The following is a 19383-nucleotide window of genomic DNA, read 5'->3' as shown; positions in this document are numbered from 1 at the left end:
TGGAGACATTATTAATGACTATTGAATTATTAAAAATATTGGTTTAGGAATTGTGCAATGGGTAATGGATAATAACAAATTAAAGCCATTGCCAAGAAAGTAACAAGTACTGTTGAAACAGGTAGTGTGGCAAAAATGATTAAAAAATATGTTCTCAATGATAAAAAATAATTATATAATTGTTGAGGAAAAAGAAAAAGAGAAGAAATATAAGAATGAAAGCAAAACAACTAATTTTATTGGCAATTATTGATGGGTGAGGAATTTCCCTTGATGCAAAAGGGAACGCTGTTACACAGGGACATATGGTAAATGGTGAAATGTTAAAGGCAAAATATCCATCAGTATCAGCGCATGCCTCGGGGAAATGAGTGGGCTTACCAGAAGGACAAATGGGAAATTCTGAAGTTGGCCATGTTCATTTAGGATCTGGGCGGATTAAGCATGAGTCATTAACTTTAATTAATAAAGCAATCAAACATGGAACATTTAAGCAAAACCCAGAAATTTTAGCAGCAATTAATTTTGCGAAAAAAAATAATAGATCCTTTCATATTATGGGATTATTTTCTGATGGTGGTGTTCATTCACATGTTAATCATATTTTTGCTGCTTATCAATTAGCGGTGCAAGAAGACCTAAAAGAAATATATTTACATGTTTTTGGTGATGGTCGTGATACTAAACCAGAATATATTAAAATTTATCTTGAACAATTTCAACAATTACAGGCACAATTTAAAGTCGGGGCTATTGCCACAATTGCGGGACGTTATTATGCGATGGATCGTGATAAAAAATATGACCGTATACAAGTGGCTTATGATGTTTTAGTTGCCAGAAAAGGATCAGAATTTAGTGATCCAATCGAATATATTGATTGCGAATATGCTGCAGGACGTAATGATGAATTTTTAATGCCAGCGTATAATATTAATACGCCAAAAGGATATATTAAAGCGGGTGATGGGGTCTTTTTTGCTAATTTTCGCCCTGATCGTGCTATTTCCATTGCTTCGGCATTAACAAACCCTGCTTTTCCAAGCGATGAATCAGAAAATTATTTTACGCCAAAATTAAAAGATATTTATTTTGTTTCAATGATGAAATATGCCGAAACAGTTGCCTCAAAACATGTTGCTTTTAAACAAATTGAAGTTGTTAACGGGTTAGGAGAATGATTAAGCAAAAAAGGTTATCGTCAATTACGAATTGCTGAAACAGAAAAAATTGCGCATGTTACATTTTTCTTTGATGGGGGGAAAGATTATTTTAAAAATGGTTTAGCAACTCAAGCAGAAATTACTTTACCTGGGGCCTCAGCAGATTTAATTCCATCACCAAAAGTAGCCACATATGATTTAAAACCAGAAATGTCAGCATATGAAATTACTGATAAATTAATTGTTGAACTTCAAAGCAATGAATTTGATGTTATTATTTTAAATTTTGCTAATTGTGATATGGTTGGGCATACTGGAATGCTACCCGCCGCAATTAAAGCTGTTAAAACAATCGATGATTGTCTTGGTAAAATTTATGAAGAAATCCAAAAAGTTAATGGAATTATGATTATTACCGCTGATCATGGTAATGCTGAAGTTATGATTGACGAAACTGGTGGTCCAAATAAGAAACACACTTCTCAGTTAGTGCCAATTATTATTACAAAAGCAGGAATCAAATTACAGGAAGATAACCCAGCCATTGCTGGTATTGCCCCAACAATTTTAGATTTATTAGGGGAAGAAATTCCTGCAGAAATGACACAACCATCATTAATTTTGAAATAAAAAGATATTGCAAAGATTGCGCCAATTTTAGTAAGTACTAATAAAAAGTATTTATTATTTTTTTAAAAAAATCTTTTTCTTTACAATTTAAATACTATATATTTCATTTTATAACATTTTTTATATATTATTTGTGTGGATTATATATTTTATTATGGATTATAGCTTTCTTAAGTAATGAATGAAAACTTTTTATAACAATAATATTATCTGCACATCGGTATTTTTTCCTTATTGAAATAATAATACTGTTAGACAAACATTTATTGTGATAAATAGCGGATGTATATTGATATCCGTGATCTGAGTTAATTATTATGCCATTCAGATCTTTTTTTATCAATTTTATTTTATTAATTGCATAATTTAAATTATCCATTACTAATTTATTGTCATTATATTTAGATCATTTTACATTAACTATTTCTTTAGTATATCAATCAATAATTATTGATTGATAATATCTTTCTCCTTTTTAAATTAAATATGCTACATCAGCATATAGCATTGAAAACCTTGTTTTTATATCATTGAATTTACAATTAATTAAATCAGGATATTTGTAATAAACTTTTTTCTTTATTTATTCTGTTTATATTTCATTTTTATTTTCATTTTTCTTACATATTCAGGTTATTTTTGATTATTAATCATAATCCTTAAAAATTTTTTTAAATTATATTTTATATCATAATCTTCATTTAAATATTTAGTAATTATTCGGTATCCAAATTGTTTTAAATTTTCTTCATAGACTTTTACAATATCATTTATTGCTTTTTTATTTTTTTTTGCTACTGTCATAATTTTTATATTTATCTCAATAACTACATTTTAACCCTGTTATTTCTAGCAATAATTTTATTGAATATTCACAACAATTTTGTTTAATAAAAGAGACGATTATTGGTTTGCTTAATTGTAAAAGTTATGGAGTTCTTTAATAATTAATACTATTTTTTATTATATTAAAAAACTCTTTTGGTAAAAGATATTTTAGATCATTTATGGTTGTTTAATTTCCCTTTTTTATGATTTGCTCATCAATATTTTATTATATTTGCATTTAGATTATATTTTTTTGCTGCTATTAAACAACTTTTTTGTTTAATTTCATTAATTATTTTTTTTCTAAATTATGATGTATATTTGTTATATTTTTGTTATTTTATTGTCATATAAATGCCCCCATATAAAAATTTAGCAAAATATTTTTTATTTTACTTATTTTTTGGGGCGCATTATACAAAATATATTTTTTATATAACCGCTACCGATATTAATAAATATTTTGCAATTTTAAATGAATTTTTATTTGATTCAATATATAATAAAAAATATGATTTAAGGGAGTCGTAGAAAATGCGTAGTAATAAAAATATTTATAATGTTAGAAAATGATATAAATTAAAGCCAACCTTAGTTGATCAAACATTACCTTTTGATTTTAATTTAGTTAAACTTAGAAATATTGGTTATATATTTTTATGAACAGCGATCTTTGTCCCCTTTTTTATTAGTATTTTAATTTCATATTTGTTTGACCATAATGAATATGTCTTAGCTGGAATGAATTTTATTAATTTAATTATTGTGGCAGTTGGTTCATATTTTGTTATTGGTGGGGCACAAAATAAAATTATGCGGTCAGGGGCCGTTGCCTTTTATTATTATTATTTTACTCCCAATATTATGGGGTTAGTAATTGGGGTGATTACTAATAAGTTTTACCTAACAGATAGCGTTAGAACAACGATTAATTTATTGACAGCAATAATTTCAAGACTTATAATTATTATAGTTCTTTTCAAAACATCGCAGTTACTTTTTAAAAAAATTAAACTAACTTTTAAAAAAGATTATATTAGGTTGTTTATAGTTTCAATAATCGCCATTATTGTTGTTATTTTCGTATATTTGTTTTTTGCTTATATTCAAACATTTATAACAACATTGAAATCAAAAAATCAAGATGCCTTGGTTAAGGGATTGGATAAATGATGAAATATTATTATTTTATTAATTTTTTCAATTATTTTTGCTCCTATTACTGAAGAGTTGGCAACTCGGCATGGAATTTTTAGTTTAACTGGCAATAAGTGAATTGGATGTGTCGCTTCAATTATTTTTTTTACGGGAATGCATGTTACAGGTACTGGTGATTGAGAACACTTTATTGGTTATTTTGGAGGAGGATTAGCATTAAGTTTGTTATTTTTTATTGTTAACGGGAATGTGACCTATACCATAATTGCACATAGTGGTTTTAATTGCGTTGTAGCGATGTTAATGTTGTTAACCCCAAATTTCTTATCCTAAGTAATTTTAAAAGTACTTTTTATACTGCACCCCAAAAAGTAAGTAAAATAAAAAAGATTTTGCTAAATTTTTATATGGGGGCATTTATATGACAATAAAATAACAAAAATATAACAAATATACATCAGAATTTAGAACAAAAATAATTAATGAAATTAAACAAAAAAGTTGTTGAATAGCAGCAAAAAAATATAATCTAAATGCAAATATAATAAAATATTGATGAGCAAATCATAAAAAAGGGAAATTAAACAACCATAAATGATCTAAAATATCTTTTACCAAAAGAGTTTTTTAATATAATAAAAAATAGTATTAATTATTAAAGAACTCCATAACTTTTACAATTAAGCAAACCAATAATCGTCTCTTTTATTAAACAAAATTATCGTTAATATTCAATAAAATTATTACCAGAAGTAACAAAGTTAAAACGTAGTTATTGAGATAAATATAAAAATTATGACAGTAGCAAAAAAGATAAAAAAGCAATAAATGATATTGCAAAAGTATATGAAGAAAATTTAAAACAATTTGAATATCGAATAAGTACTAAATATTTAAATGAAGATTATGATATAAAATATAATTCAAAAAAAGTTTTAATAATTATGATTAATAATCAAAAATAACCTGAATATGTAAGAAAAATGAAAATAAAAATGAAATATAAACAGAATAAATAAAGAAAAAAGTTTATTACAAATATCCTGATTTAATTAATTGTAAATTCAATGATATAAAAACAAGGTTTTCAATGCTATATGCTGATGTAGCATATTTAATTTAAAAAGGAGAAAGATATTATCAATCAATAATTATTGATTGATATACTAAAGAAATAGTTAATGTAAAATGATCTAAATATAATGACAATAAATTAGTAATGGATAATTTAAATTATGCAATTAATAAAATAAAATTGATAAAAAAAGATCTGAATGGCATAATAATTCACCTCAGATCACGGATATCAATATAAATTCGCTATTTATCACAAATAAATGTTTATCTAACGGTATTATAATTTCAATAGGGAAAAAAATTACTGATGTGCAGATAATATTGTTATAGAAAGTTTTCATTCATTACTTAAAAAAGCTACAATCAATAATAAAATATATAATTAACACGAAGAATATATAAAAGATGTTATAAAATTAAATAATTTATATTCAAACCGTAAAGAAAAAGATATACTAAAAAATAGTAAATAATTTTTATCAGTACGTACTAAAATTGGCGCAGTCTTTTTAAGACACTTTTTATTCAGTATACAGTAATAATTAATTAATTAATTTTATATTGTGATTATGTTAGTTCCATTTCCAAATCAATTTTCTTATGTTCAATAACACTTACTTTTTTGTAATTCTTTAACCAAATTAGTATTTTTTAAATTATTTTGTAATTTTGTAATTTTGGATTGCAATTATGTTATTTGTGCATTTAAACATAATTTTTATGTGATTAATTTCTTCAATTTTTATGGTTTACAATTTACATATTAATATCATAATGTTTTTTGTTTTCAAATTGCGGGGTTGATTCTTTTATATTTTGTGATTTTTGGCCATCATTACAAATCACCAAGCTTGTACTTGATGTACTAATTAAACCATCTACGCCTAAAATACTTAACAGTTTTTTTATTTTATAATATCATTTTCTCCTTTCTGAAATTTAATAGTTCAATTAATATTTAAACTATTGTTAATATATTATAAAAAAATATTAAAAACAAAAATAAATTTAATTTTTATCAAATTATTTGTACCATAGTTTTATAACATTGAAAATAATTTGACATAAATTTATTCCTTATTTTTAATATTAAAATCAAATTAATTTAATAATTCGGTAAGATTGTCAATCATTTCTGTTAACTTTATCAACAAGTCACTATAAACATTCGGGTCAGTATAATCAATCCCAATATCTTTTAAAATTGCTAATGGTTCTTTACAACCACCTTGTTTTAAAAAGCTCAATAAATGCTCTGGATACCCATTAATAACATCATTATACAACTTAAAAGAAGCAACAATACATGTGGCGTACTTATAAACATAATATGGTGAATTAAAGAAATGTAAAATTCGTGGTCAACTATATGTTTTTTTTTGTGGTTCATGTTTATCAAAAACAGTATATCCAAACTCGTTAGATTTTTGTTCAAAAAGATCAGCTAATTTATCCGCATCTAATGGTTCATTATTTTCAACCATTTTATGGCATGTTCATTCAAAATCAACAAAATGAATTTGACGAAAGAATGTTGCCATAATTTCATCAATTCGATTTTGTAATAAATAAATTTTTTCCTCTTTTCTTACCGCATTTTTATATAAATAATCAAATAATAAATGTTCATTAACTGTTGAGGAAACTTCCGCTAAAATAATTGGATAATTATTCAAAGGATATTTATTATTTAAATCTGCTAATAAAGTGTGGACTGAATGACCCACTTCATGTGCCAAGGTATTAACTGACCCAATTGTATCATCTCAATTCATTAAAATAATTGGTTCAACACCAGAACCGCCCGACGAATAAGCACCATTACGTTTATTGGTATCTTCAAAATAATCAATGCGATGATCGCCTCACACTAATTCTAATTGCATTAAATATTCATCACCCAATAATTGCAGTGACTCACTAATCATTTTCTTTGCATCCTCAACAGTATATTTTTTATCTAATGAAGCAATATTTGTCACTAATTTTAAACTACGGTCAGTTGGATAAAACTTTTTAAATTTAAAATATTTTTTTAATAGCTCATTATATCGAACAAATAAATGGCTATTTTCACGACCATATTTAATTAAACTAATATAAATTTCTTCAGAAACATCATCATTGCTCAATGATGCTTGCAAAGTGTTTTTATAACCGCGTAAACGCGCCGACTCAACACCTTGTTGAATAATTCCTTCATAAATTCGGGAAAAAGAATGTTTTTTATCAACTAAATGTTTAATAAATAATTGTTCTGTCTCAATTCGAAGTTCTTGATCTGCTAAGGGGTTTGATTTTTCCATAATTTCACTATATATTGAATTTGTTAATTCTGTTTTATTCCCTTGATAATCAATAAATATTGGTTTTTTATCAGCATATGCCAATAAATCATATAAATCATAAGCAACGTTTCGTGATCGTGTTACTAATGCTAAAATCTCTTCATCACGTTCTGACAAGATATATTTTACACTTTTAAAAAACTTACGGTAACTATATTCATGCGCATGAAGGTTATAGTCTTCTTTAATTCATGTCATAATTGTTTTTTCTCCAATTGCTTTTAATTCTGGCGCAACAAAAGCTAATTGACTTGCAATTTGATTTAAAGTATTTGAATAAATTCCGCCCAATTCTTGATACGATAAGTTAGTTGTATCAATATCCCTTATGTGAAGATATTGTGCCATTTTATTGGTAATTAAATCAATTTCTTCGTCTAATAAAATATATTTTTTAAAAGTTGCCGCTTGATTTAATTTTCCTTTAAAGCTAATAATTTCTTCTGATTTTTTTACAATTTTTGCTAAATCTTTTTTTCAAGCCTCATGATTCTGATATAAATAACTAAAATCTCATTTATATTGTGGTGATGCTTCATTTCGTTTCATTATTTTATCCTCTTTTTTCTAAATCCATCTTTTTATATTATAACGTAAAACATTATAACGTAAAATATTATAGCGGAAAACAAAATATTTTTAGTGTTATTATAGGCAATATTATAATATTATGTATATAATTATCTATATAGAAAGAAGGAATTTTACAATGGTATTATTAAATGATAAGAAACAAGATTTAACTTTAAAAGCAGTTTTTAAAGGTGGAAAAATTAATCCCTTAGTTATTCAAGAAAATGGCACAACAACTTTAATTTCAGAACAAAAAACAATTTATGCTTATTTTGAAAAAGTATTAACCTTTAAAAGTGCAGAAGATTTTATAAAAAAATTTATGACAAAAATCAAATATAATTTAAACATTGATGTTGATACTTTCAAAAAAGGAACCGAAGCAAATAGTAATATTTTCCAAGCATTAGCAGAAGGAACGCTATACGCATTAAATAATAGTTATAATTTAAAAACAGGTAAAAAAGAAAAAACAGATTACACCGTTAATTTAATTCACACCTGTGAAAAAGCGCCTACCGTATTTAAAGAAATTCAAATTAAAATGGAGTTTGTGAACTTTGCTCGTATGTTACAAGATACCCCTCCAAATTTAATGTATCCAGAAGTTTTTGCTGAAAAAATTACAGCAATGGCAAAAAAAATCCCAAATTTAAAAGTGACAATTTTAGATAAAAAAGAAATTGAAAAAGAAAAAATGAGGCTACTTTTAGCTGTTAACGCTGGGAGTTACTTAGAACCCACGCGTTGTTATTTTAGAATATTTAAGTGATAGCAGCAAAAAAGAAAAAGTTGGGTTAATTGGAAAAGGAATTACTTTTGATAGTGGTGGATATAATTTAAAACCTTCAACAGCCTTAACTGGAATGAAATTTGATATGTCTGGAGCAGCAATTGTTTGTTCAACCGTCTTAGCTTTAGCAAAAGCCAAATTTAAAACAAATATTTCCGCAGTAGCTTGTTTAACAGAAAACCGTCTTGGTAGTAAAGCAACCCTAACAGAATCAGTTATTACTTCAATGAATGGAAAAACAGTTCAAATTGACAATACTGATGCTGAAGGAAGATTAGTTCTGGCCGATGGCATTACTTATGCTATTCGTAAATTAAATGTTTATAAATTAATTGAAGTTTCAACTTTAACTGGAGCAATTTTAGTTGCCTTAGGAAAATGATTAACTGGAGTCTTCGCTAACAACGATGCTTGATATGATAAATTTGCTCAAGCAGCAACTAATGCCCATGAAGGAATTTGAAGAATGCCAATTTTAGAAGAGCACACTGCTGTAATGCGAAAAACACCAATTGCCGATTTAACAAATGCTGAAAGTTCACGTTTTGCTGGTAGTTCAACTGCCGCCGCCTTCCTATGCGAATTTGTGGAAGAAAAACCATATATTCATTTAGATATCGCTGGAACAGCAGATACTACTGATGGTCGTGGAACCGGAATAATGATTAAAACATTATTTGAACTATTTAAAGGATAATCCTAAACATCTTGCAATTGCAAGATGTTTTTTATTGTTAAATAAAATAGATTTACGAAAAGTAAATCTATAATCATCTTTTAAAAATTTTAATATACAAATTTTTGATACCTTGGCTCATCAAACAATAACCAATAACCAAGGCAGCAAAAAATGCAAAGTACATCGACGGTAACGGTGCTAAACTTAAGTGTGGTCCTAATAATGTAAATGGTAAAGCAATTCCAATCAAAATCACAAAGATGCTTGATACCAATAATTTTCAAGATGGCATTGATTGAATAAAAGGAATTTTTCTTGTTCGATACATTTGAACAATTAAGGTTTGTGTTACTAATCCTTCCACAAATCAACCTGTTTGGAATAACGTAATTTGTTCAGCAGTAATATGTTTTAAATTAGCAAGAACACCGAAATAACAGTTCATTACAACGAAGGTTAAAATATCAAAAATTGAGGAGACCGGCCCATTAACAAAAACAAACGGCAAAATATCCTTTGTCGTCCAAGTCTGTGGTTTTGATAAAAAGTCAACATCAACTTTATCAAAAGCAACTGCTAATTGGGAAATATCGTATAATAGATTTTGAAATAAAATTTGAATTGGCATCATTGGTTGAAATGGTAATCACGCCGAAGCAATTAAAATACTCAAAACATTTCCAAAGTTAGAATCAATCGTAATTTTAATATATTTTAAAATATTACCAAAAATTTGCCGCCCCTGAATAATTCCTTTTTCCATAACTAGCAAAGACTTCTCTAATAAAATAATATCTGATGCTTCTTTTGCAATATCAGTCGCATTATCAACCGATATTGCGACATCACTTTGCTGTAAAACAGGGGCATCATTAATTCCATCTCCCATAAAACCAACTATATGTTGATTTTGTTTTAAAGTTGTAATAATTCTTGCCTTTTGTAATGGATTTAATTTAACAAAAACATTATTTTGTTCAACAACATCCCGGAGTTCAAATTCACTTAATTTTTCAATATAATCTCCACTAGTAACACCGCGAATTTTCAAATTAACACGGTCACAAATTGCTCGTGTTACTTTTTCATTATCTCCGGTTAAAATTTTTAACTGCACCCCATTTTTTCGTAATAATTGGATCATTTTTGCAGCAGAAGGTTTTGGTTTATCAAGAAATGAAACAAAGCCATAAAAAATTAAATTTTTTTCATCTTTTGTTGAATAATAAGTATCACTATCATGCCCGTGATTATAAGCTAACCCAATCACCCTTAATCCCTTACTGTTCATTCGTTCAGCTGTTGTCACAATCATTCGTAAATGTTCCTCTGTTAATTTTTCAACTTTTCCTTTATATTCAATTCATGTACAATTTTTAACAATTTCTTCAATTGCTCCCTTACAAATTAAAATATGATGTTGTTCTTTGTCTGAGACAACAACAGTTAATTTACGACGATTAAAATCAAACGGAATTTCATCAATTTTTTGATAATTATTTTTAAACTTAGATAAACAATGATCATCAATATAATTAATAATTGCTTTATCTAACGGATTTTTTAGTCCTGTTTGAAAATAACTATTTAAATATAGATATGTTAATAAACGATTATCTTTTTTATTATCTAACAACTGATAATCAATTAACTCAATCTTATCATTTGTTAATGTTCCGGTTTTATCAGTACATAATATATCAATTGCCCCTAAATTTTGAATTGCTTCTAATTTTTTAACAACAACCTTGGCTTTACTCATCCGGCTTGCCCCTAAGGCAAGGTTGGAAGTTACAATCATTGGTAAAATTTCTGGTGTTAAACCAACCGCAACAGAAACAGCAAATAATAACGCCGATAATCAATCATTTTTTGTAATACCATTAATTACAAAAACAATTGGCACCATTACAAACATAAATGATAATAATAACCATGTTGTTCTTCTGATTCCTCGATTAAAACTATTTTCTAGTGGTTTACCACACAATGTTTTTGAAATTGTGGCATAATATGTTGCTGTTCCTACGCCAATAACAATCGCAATAACACTACCTGATACAACGCTTGTTCCGGTATAACAAATATTTTCTAATTCTAACAAGCTGGATTTATAACAATTATAGTTAGCATGTTTTTCAATTGGTAATGATTCACCAGTTAAACTTGATTGGTTAATAAAAAGTTCATTACTTCATAATATTCGAACATCAGCCGGAATCAAATCCCCACTTGATAAATAAAGCAAGTCACCAGGAACTAATTCATGAATTTCTAGTTCTTTTGCCTCCCGAATTAGGGCGGTGTTATTTTTAACTGATACTTCAGAAACTTTATCATCATCAGCTAAACGAATCACCGTAATTGTATTACTAACTAAATAAGTTAATTTTTTTGTCACAAAAAAACTACGAATATCTTGGACATACGTAATTGTCGTACTAACAAGAATCATAATAGTAATAATAATAACGCCGATAATTTCGAAACTATCGCCACCTAAAGCAAAGTAACTAATTATGTTATAGGTTGTAATTAAAGTTAGAACAACGTTAAAAGGATTTAATAATACTTTTAAAAAATGCTTAAATCAGTGAAATTTTGTTTTCTCTTGTGAATTATCGCCATACTTTTTGCCCATTTCTTCTGCTTCATCATAAGTTAAACCAAACTTTTTAAGTTCAAAATGTTCTAATATTTCACTTTGTGAAAACTGAGAAATTTGTTTAATTTCATCAGTTTTTAAAAAACCAATTTCTTTTTTTCGACCTTTAAATTCTTTATTATTTCCATTAAATTTAGTTATTATTTTTGCCATTCCAATACTCCTTTTCTTCAAAATATCCACTACTTAAATTATTGATTTAGGAATTTTAACACATATTTTTAACACATATAATATTAGTAATTTATAAATCAAAATGATATTAAAGTAATAAATTTCCTAAATCAATAATATTATTACCCTTTTTAAATAATTTAATCACCGCCTATAATAATTTTATTCTTATTTAATTATAACGAAAATAATTTAAATAAAACTAAAATTATTATAAATAAAAAATAATAGGAACTTTCCTTTCGGTTTATCTTATTTTTTAATAAACTAAACATAAAATTTTATTGATTAGATTTGATGTTAGTTGAAATATAATATTAATTAATTATAATATACTGTATATCGGTCAAATCAATCCGTTGACATTTTTTTACAACTGTGACTTTTATTTTAATGATGATAATTGATCCCTTATTATTCCAAATATAATTAATAAGGGATCAATTATCATATATTTTTCCGCTAAACCAGTAAGTTTTTAAAACGCCTGATTGTATCATAATACAACGAAACAAGTTTCTTACAATCCGCATTAATAAAATTTTTTTATTGTAATTAATCATAATTAATTAATGATTGTTTTCGCCAAAATGATGGTTCAAAAGTCGCGTATAAGGTTGTTATATCTGTTAAAAAATTATAAAAATATTCAATTTTGTTATTATTTAGATTAACATATCTTTTTACTATTGTTAAACTTATTGAGACATTTTCTGTATTATTATATGGAACTGAAGCTGTTATTTACAAAAATTACATTGGTTGATACACTAATCATTCATAAAAAGCTAATATTTTTTCATTAAACAATACCATTTCTTATGTTTAATTTCCGAAATATAATTTGGAATTAATATTTTTATAAAGTATTTTGTAATATTAACCGGTAAAAAACAATCTCACAATAATTGTTTTTTTATTTTTATATTAAAAAACATAAATTTATTTGCATTATTGATAAGATATTATCTTTAAATTTAGAACTTTTATCATAAAAATAGATTAAACTATGTTTTCCTTACACAAAATAAACGATATTTTCATAAATCCTTTCAAATAAAAGTATTTATTATACGATAAATAATGTAACTATTAAAATTAATATTTTGATGATGAAAGATGAAGAACTCATCTATGACACGAATAATTAAAGAAAATGTGAAAGAGATGGATTTACTCCTATTTTCCTGAATTGTAAAAATTCACTGGATTTAATACAAAATATTTAATAAAGTGTCCCAAATATATTTACAATTCAGGAAAATATTAAATAAATTTATTAGTTAAAATTTAATAAATTATTTTTAGCGTGCTTAAATATATTTAAAATAAGATTAAATTACAAAAATTTATTTTTTTTGAAAAAATGGTTGTAATTTATTAAAAATATTTTATTTTATTATTAATCTAACAAAATATAAATTTGCTGTTTGTATCTACACAGTTCCATTTAATAATTTCTATTTTTTGCCAATTATCAGCACCGCTTGCTTTAAAAGGTTGTTTTTCCATTCGTAATTAGATTAATTCTTTCCGCAAGGCAATCAGTTAATTTTTTCAACAGTGCGATTATTTTTCGCTTTAAAAAATCTAGAATTATGAAATTTTTCAATTAACTGATATATAGTTGATTTTGACACCTTATATTATTTAAAAATTTCAAGAATGATTTTGCCATTTTGATAAAGTAAAACAATTTGTTTTTTAAATTAATATACCGATGAATTTCTTCCCTATTTTTATATTCCTACTTTCTTAATAATTATATTTTATTTGAAAATCCACATAAATATGATCCAACTTATTGTAACCTATCCAGATGTTTTGTAATCAAGAACGTAAATATTAGTTTTATAACAACTAATCACGTAAAAAGTTCCTGTTACCACTAAACTTACTGTTCCTAAAATGCTTAATAAGTTTTATCATCTTTTTTGTTATTGAACCTGCTTCTAATTTTGCTTTTATGTTAGTTATTATTAGGAGCTCGCTGATTTAATTACGTTGATAAAACTGTTTTTTTATTAATTGTATCTTTGTCTTTCATTCATATACCAACTCATGGTAAAAGCAATATTATTAATAATAGGATAATTGCTAAAATAGGACCAGTTTTTTCCGCCATAACAATCGCATTTAAAAAACATGAATAAACATTATAACTAATAATTGTAATAATACAAAATACACTAATTATTGCTGCGGGAAGAAAATACCATTTCTTAACCGTTGTAATCTTCTGACGAAAGCGATTGTAAATACCCAACATAATAATTGTGCCATACATTAGAAAGGCCATTATAACCCCCGCATTACCAATAAAATCATAAAAATTATAATTCTCAGTTGCCAAGGTTGTAGGAATTCCCATAATTAACCCCCACACTAACATTATCATCACTGATCCTAAAAAAATTGCTAAATTAATATTATATTTTTCAATAATTTTATTTCATAACTTTGCACCGATGAAAAAATTATCTTCAATTGAGGAATGGCTTATCTTAACTAATGAAAAACTATAGCCATTTAATGTGCCAAAGGCACTAATTAAAATAAAAAAGAAAATAATCCGTTCAAAAATTTTATTAACAACTGGATTACTAAATATTTTACCCGCCGCTGCTGCAACACTTCCGTGAGTATCTAAATTTAAAGTTCCAATAGAAACAAGTAAATAAAGGATTGTTACAGAAGATAATCCCAATAATAACGCTAAAGGAATTTTTTGTTCTGGTTTTTTAACATCTTTTTGAATATAAGTTGTTGATAAAAAACCATCAAATGAGAATAAAATTCCTGGTAAAGCCATTAAAATCATTTCAAAGTCAGTTTTATTAATAACTAACTTATATTTTGTTAAATCGCCTAAGCCCGTCTTACTTAATGCATTTGGCTCATTGCTAAAAAAGAACATTCCAATTAAACCAATTAAAATTAATGGGATTAACTTTAAAACAACGGTTATCATTTGAATATATTTTCCTGTTTTTTCTAAATAAGTACAAATATAAATCAATAAAACAATATAAACAATAGAAAAACTAGTTAAAATTAATTGATAATTAGCATAACCACCAACCATTTCACTAAAAGCAATTTCAGCTGATAAGCCACCACCAAACGCTCAAATCGACGCTTTTGTTGTGTAATATCCCACAGTAAAAGTTGTTAATGGAATATAAATGTGGCTCATCGCATTCCTCACAACGCGGCCAAATTGTTTTCCTCCAAATATTTTTGCATATAAAGCAATCCCAGAATTTGAATTTTTTTTTACTGATGAAATTTCCATAAAGGATAACCCAAATGAAAGAGCCATAATACCACCAATTATTCAGGCAGCTAAACCTAAAATTCCATTTCCCTTTGTTAATCCGTATACACTTTCGTTTTTAAAAAAGATTCCTGTTCCAACAACTGTCCCAACAACCATACAAAAGCACATAAAAAAACCTATATTTTTTAGTTTTTTTTTCTTCATATCTTCACCTCGTCATTTTTATTAATTTTTCACAATTTTTTAAAATTATAAAAACCAAAATAATAAATTATAATATTATTTAATAATTAAAATTATAACATAAATATAATTATTATTTTAACATTAAAATAATAATTATTAAATTCAAAAGGAATGATATTTTTTAACATTATTTTATTATTATAGTCAAGTATAGTCCATTTTAAGACCACACCCATTTTAGTAAATACTTTTTTATTATTACTCACTAAAATGGGTGCAGTTTTTACTATTTTAATTACTATTTTTTATAATGTCAAAATTATTCATCATCTCAAATTTTATTCACACTATGGTTATTAATATATACAAAGACAACTGCTAAAATAATTTCAATTATTGTGGCAACCTCAATTTGAATGGCATCAGTAATTAACTCAACAATTGTGACATCTGGCCTAAACAAAGATAGCCATATAAGGGAAGACATATAATAAAATATAACATCCATATGTACTAATAAAATAGCTCAATAGCGACTAAAATCCACACTCCAAAATAAGTAATAAAAAACATTAAAATTAGAACGACAATAGAAACGGGAATAAAAATAAAGTCCCTTGTGACAATATCAATAATTGATACATACAAAAATATATCACTAATTAATAACATTGGTCCTTTGATTAAGGTTGTTAAAGCTGATAATAAGCCATCTGCTAATTTAATAATCCATTCCCCACCACTCACTACAAAAATAAATTATAATAAATTGTAAAATATAAGTAATTTTTATCAACAAGGTTGTTATTAATCTCATTATTGTTAAATATTTTAATGATTTTAAGCGATACATTATTAAATGAAAATATTTCCAACCATAATTTCTGATGACGAGCTGTGGTAATAATTTTTAGCATCGATTACTTTCTTACCTTCTCGTTGTAAACGAGTAATTAATAAATAACCATCTTCAACTTTAACTTTAATCCCATTTTTTAACACATCAATAATTGTACCATTAACAAAATCAACATCTTTCTCAGATAATGATTCATTAGCAATCATCGCTTGATGTAATTTATAATTCACATTATTAACTGTGGTATAAGCAATTGGTCAATTTCATAAGCCTCTGATTTGATCAACAATTTTTTGTTTTGGTAAAAATCAATTAACTTTTTCTTCATCCCGTGTAATATTATAAGCAAATGTTGCTTTGCTATCATCTTGGGGGGTTTCTTTAATCTTGCCGGTAATAATATCTAATAAATATTTTTCAATCATTGTTCCTGCTAAAACCATTAGTCGGTCATGCAAAGATGAAGCAGTATCCGTTGACATAATTGGAATTGCTGTTTGAACATATATTTCCCCAGCATCCATTTGTTTAATCATTTTAATTATGGTGATCCCGGTTTCTTTTTCCCCATAAATAATTGCCTTATGAATCGGAGCCCCTCCCCTTAATTTTGGCAATAAAGAGCCATGGACATTAATACAATTAATCCGGGCCAATTTTAAAATTCGTTCCGGAATAAACTGACCATACGCACAAGTAACAATAACATCTGGCTGTAAGGTAATTAATTCTTGATAAAGATCATTAATTTTTTCTGGTTGAAAAACCGTAATCTGTTTTGATAAAGCAAATTCTTTAATGGGTGAAAATTGTACTATTTGTTTTCGCCCTATTTTTTGATCGGGTTGGGTCACGATTCCAATTATTTCAATTGCTGGAGCCAATTTTTGTAAGGACGCTAACACCGCTGTTGCAAAAATTGGTGTACCCATAAAAACTACTCTATATTTTTTCATCTTTTTTTCCTACCTCAATTTGTTTAAAGGTGTCATTAAACGAATAATATGTTGATAAATTACTATCATTGCTAAAGTATCACGGTTACAATATTTTAACATTTCCGAGCGAAAGAACTTATTCCAAATTGGTAATGAAATGTTATTTTCCGCATATCGACGAAAAATTTCACTTGCCACATCACCTTTTTGGATCTTTAAGACTTGATAAGTAAATTGGTTATCAAATGCTGGCTGAATTTTTTTAATGGAAGCCGAACCATAAAATTCCTTTTTATAAATCATAAAATCTTGAAAAAAGTCCATTAAATCAATTGTTTTATTACGAATTATTCTTAATTTTTGTTGCCAATCCTGATATTTCACAATAGTTTCTTCATTTCGCGTCTGATTAATTAAGATTGCTAAGTAATTAATTAATTCTGCTAAAACTTTACATTCAAAACTTTTATAATAAGCAACACAAACCCCTAATCCGGCGCTAAATAAATCAGCAACTAAATGTTCAATTAATGTTAACCGTGGATCACCTTTCCCATCCGCTAAGAAGGCATGATGTGTCATTGTTGTCTCATCTTGATAATCAAAATTGCTATCTTTAATAATATGAATTGAGTATTGAAACGGAATTTGTTGATAAGAATAAGAATAATCAAACCGCGGGACGGCGGCCTTCATCGTTTCAAAATCATACATATATAACGGATAATGATATTGGGCTAAAATTTGTTTAATTTCCGGAATTTTTTGTGGATTAAGAACAGGCGCATTATCTTGAACAGCAAGAATTTGACGATGTTGTTTTTCGGAAAATAAAACGGGAGTTTTTTGCCTGGCTGATTGGTGAAAGGTAAAAGGTAAGATAATATCTTTTAATAAATCAATGTTCTCTTGATACTTTAATAATGTTTTTTTTTCCATTCCCTGCGTTAATTCAAAAACACTATGATGGGTTGGTAAATAACTAGTGATATGCTGGCAATAACCATACCGATCACCCTTACTGTTAAAACATTGTTCCTTACTAAATAATGGAAAAATTTCAGTTGCTGGTTGCATAAAATAATTTTTAATTAAAGCTAAATCATCGGTAATAATACAATTCTTGGCAACTCGTTTTGCGAATTGACCAGTCATAATTTGCTGACAAAATTCTAACAAACTAACTGGTGGTAATGTTTTGGTTGGCAATTTATAAAGGTCTTGAAACATAAACAATTGATCATCATCAATATCGCCAACACGATAATATTCCGAATTTAATAACATCAAGGAAACTCGACTAATTGTTAAACCAATCCCCGTTAAAACATAATACTGATAAGCGACATCATAGCCATACTCATCTTTAATTTCTTTATCCACATACATTTGGGTATCTTTAGCATATTTCCGTCCCGTTGATGCTTTAACCTCTATTAAATGATAAGTTCCATCCAGGAGTTTCTGTAAAATGTCACATTTCGTAATGCAATTGTTGTAAACAAATGATGGTTCAAAATAAACATCATAATTAGGGTCTGCTAAAACATCGATTGTTTTAGCAAAAGCAATTTTCTTACTGTAATGTTCTAAATTAAAATAATTATGATCACGCATAAAGTATTCGCGTGCCCGTTTACCAACTTCATTTCCATCAGCAATTTTTTCACCCGGATAAAAATCAATTTTAACATCATCTTGTAACTTTATCACATTATCATCGCTTGTTATTTCATCGTCTGGTCAATAAGTTTCTAACGATAAATCATATAAATGCGGGGTAAATAATCCTTTTGTATTATCGTTGTTATTATCATCAAAAAAAGCACTCTCATCTATTTTTGCACTATTAATATTATCTTGTAAATCAAAAAAGATAGAAATCTTTTGCGCTGTTACTCAATCTTGCACTGTTTTTAAATTAACCCGCGATGCTAATGTTCAAGCAATTTTTAAACATTTCTTAAATCGTTTAAAATCTTCTTTTTTTAAAGTGACTTCTAAATCCATTGTTGCACTTCACTTTCGTTAT

General features: G+C 26.6%; 12 protein-coding genes and 1 pseudogene. 3 read left to right on the top strand and 10 right to left on the bottom strand.

Translation table 4 applies throughout. The features are described 5' to 3' along the window. Window positions 1-215: 215 nt before the first annotated feature. Window positions 216-1793, top strand: coding sequence for a 2,3-bisphosphoglycerate-independent phosphoglycerate mutase (gene gpmI / locus ACE38S_RS04750; protein WP_374696613.1), 1578 nt, complete (start codon window positions 216-218; stop codon window positions 1791-1793). Window positions 1794-2426: 633 nt separating this feature from the next. Here the strand turns inward: gpmI and ACE38S_RS04745 are convergent. After that, window positions 2427-2597 (bottom strand): hypothetical protein, encoded by a 171-nt coding sequence (locus tag ACE38S_RS04745; RefSeq protein WP_374696612.1) that lies wholly within the window; start codon window positions 2595-2597, stop codon window positions 2427-2429. Between the two features lie 558 nt (window positions 2598-3155). Between ACE38S_RS04745 and ACE38S_RS04740 the strand changes: the two genes are divergently transcribed. Next, window positions 3156-4112, top strand: a complete 957-nt coding sequence (locus tag ACE38S_RS04740) for a CPBP family intramembrane glutamic endopeptidase (protein WP_374696611.1) — start codon at window positions 3156-3158, stop codon at window positions 4110-4112. A gap of 1500 nt (window positions 4113-5612) precedes the next feature. Here the strand turns inward: ACE38S_RS04740 and ACE38S_RS04735 are convergent. Beyond that, window positions 5613-5765 carry a lipoprotein gene (locus tag ACE38S_RS04735; protein WP_374697144.1) on the bottom strand — a complete coding sequence of 51 codons (153 nt, stop codon included), beginning with the start codon at window positions 5763-5765 and terminating at the stop codon, window positions 5613-5615. A 191-nt stretch (window positions 5766-5956) separates the two neighbouring features. Further along, complete coding sequence (pepF, locus tag ACE38S_RS04730) at window positions 5957-7753, bottom strand: oligoendopeptidase F (RefSeq protein WP_374696610.1); 1797 nt, start codon at window positions 7751-7753, stop codon at window positions 5957-5959. Between the two features lie 160 nt (window positions 7754-7913). Here pepF and ACE38S_RS04725 point away from each other — a divergent pair. After that, window positions 7914-9267: pseudogene (locus tag ACE38S_RS04725) on the top strand (M17 family metallopeptidase). A gap of 67 nt (window positions 9268-9334) precedes the next feature. Here ACE38S_RS04725 and mgtA read toward each other — a convergent pair. The 7 genes from mgtA to ACE38S_RS04690 all read right to left on the bottom strand — a co-directional run bounded on the left by mgtA (window position 9335) and on the right by ACE38S_RS04690 (window position 19361). Continuing rightward, the gene (gene mgtA / locus ACE38S_RS04720; protein WP_374696609.1) at window positions 9335-12067 is read right to left on the bottom strand and encodes a magnesium-translocating P-type ATPase; all 2733 of its coding nucleotides are present in this window, start codon (window positions 12065-12067) and stop codon (window positions 9335-9337) included. Between the two features lie 1832 nt (window positions 12068-13899). After that, window positions 13900-14004, bottom strand: coding sequence for a hypothetical protein (locus ACE38S_RS04715; protein WP_374697143.1), 105 nt, complete (start codon window positions 14002-14004; stop codon window positions 13900-13902). A gap of 83 nt (window positions 14005-14087) precedes the next feature. Next, complete coding sequence (locus ACE38S_RS04710; RefSeq protein ID WP_374697142.1) at window positions 14088-15536, bottom strand: amino acid permease; 1449 nt, start codon at window positions 15534-15536, stop codon at window positions 14088-14090. A gap of 337 nt (window positions 15537-15873) precedes the next feature. Then, on the bottom strand, window positions 15874-16017 hold the full coding sequence (locus ACE38S_RS04705) for a hypothetical protein (protein WP_374696608.1): 144 nt from the start codon (window positions 16015-16017) through the stop codon (window positions 15874-15876). Between the two features lie 50 nt (window positions 16018-16067). Beyond that, window positions 16068-16301, bottom strand: a complete 234-nt coding sequence (locus ACE38S_RS04700) for a hypothetical protein (protein WP_374696607.1) — start codon at window positions 16299-16301, stop codon at window positions 16068-16070. A gap of 108 nt (window positions 16302-16409) precedes the next feature. Beyond that, entirely contained in the window at window positions 16410-17369 is a 960-nt protein-coding gene (fmt, locus tag ACE38S_RS04695) for a methionyl-tRNA formyltransferase (protein WP_374696606.1), read from the bottom strand. Between the two features lie 9 nt (window positions 17370-17378). Then, complete coding sequence (locus tag ACE38S_RS04690; protein ID WP_374696605.1) at window positions 17379-19361, bottom strand: DUF2779 domain-containing protein; 1983 nt, start codon at window positions 19359-19361, stop codon at window positions 17379-17381. Window positions 19362-19383: the final 22 nt, after the last annotated feature.

This window comes from Spiroplasma endosymbiont of Polydrusus formosus, from assembly GCF_964263245.1.
Lineage (GTDB): Bacteria > Bacillota_I > Bacilli_A > Mycoplasmatales > Mycoplasmataceae > Spiroplasma.
Note: the sequence above shows the minus strand (reverse complement) of the source record. Positions and strands in the feature narration are given on the sequence as shown.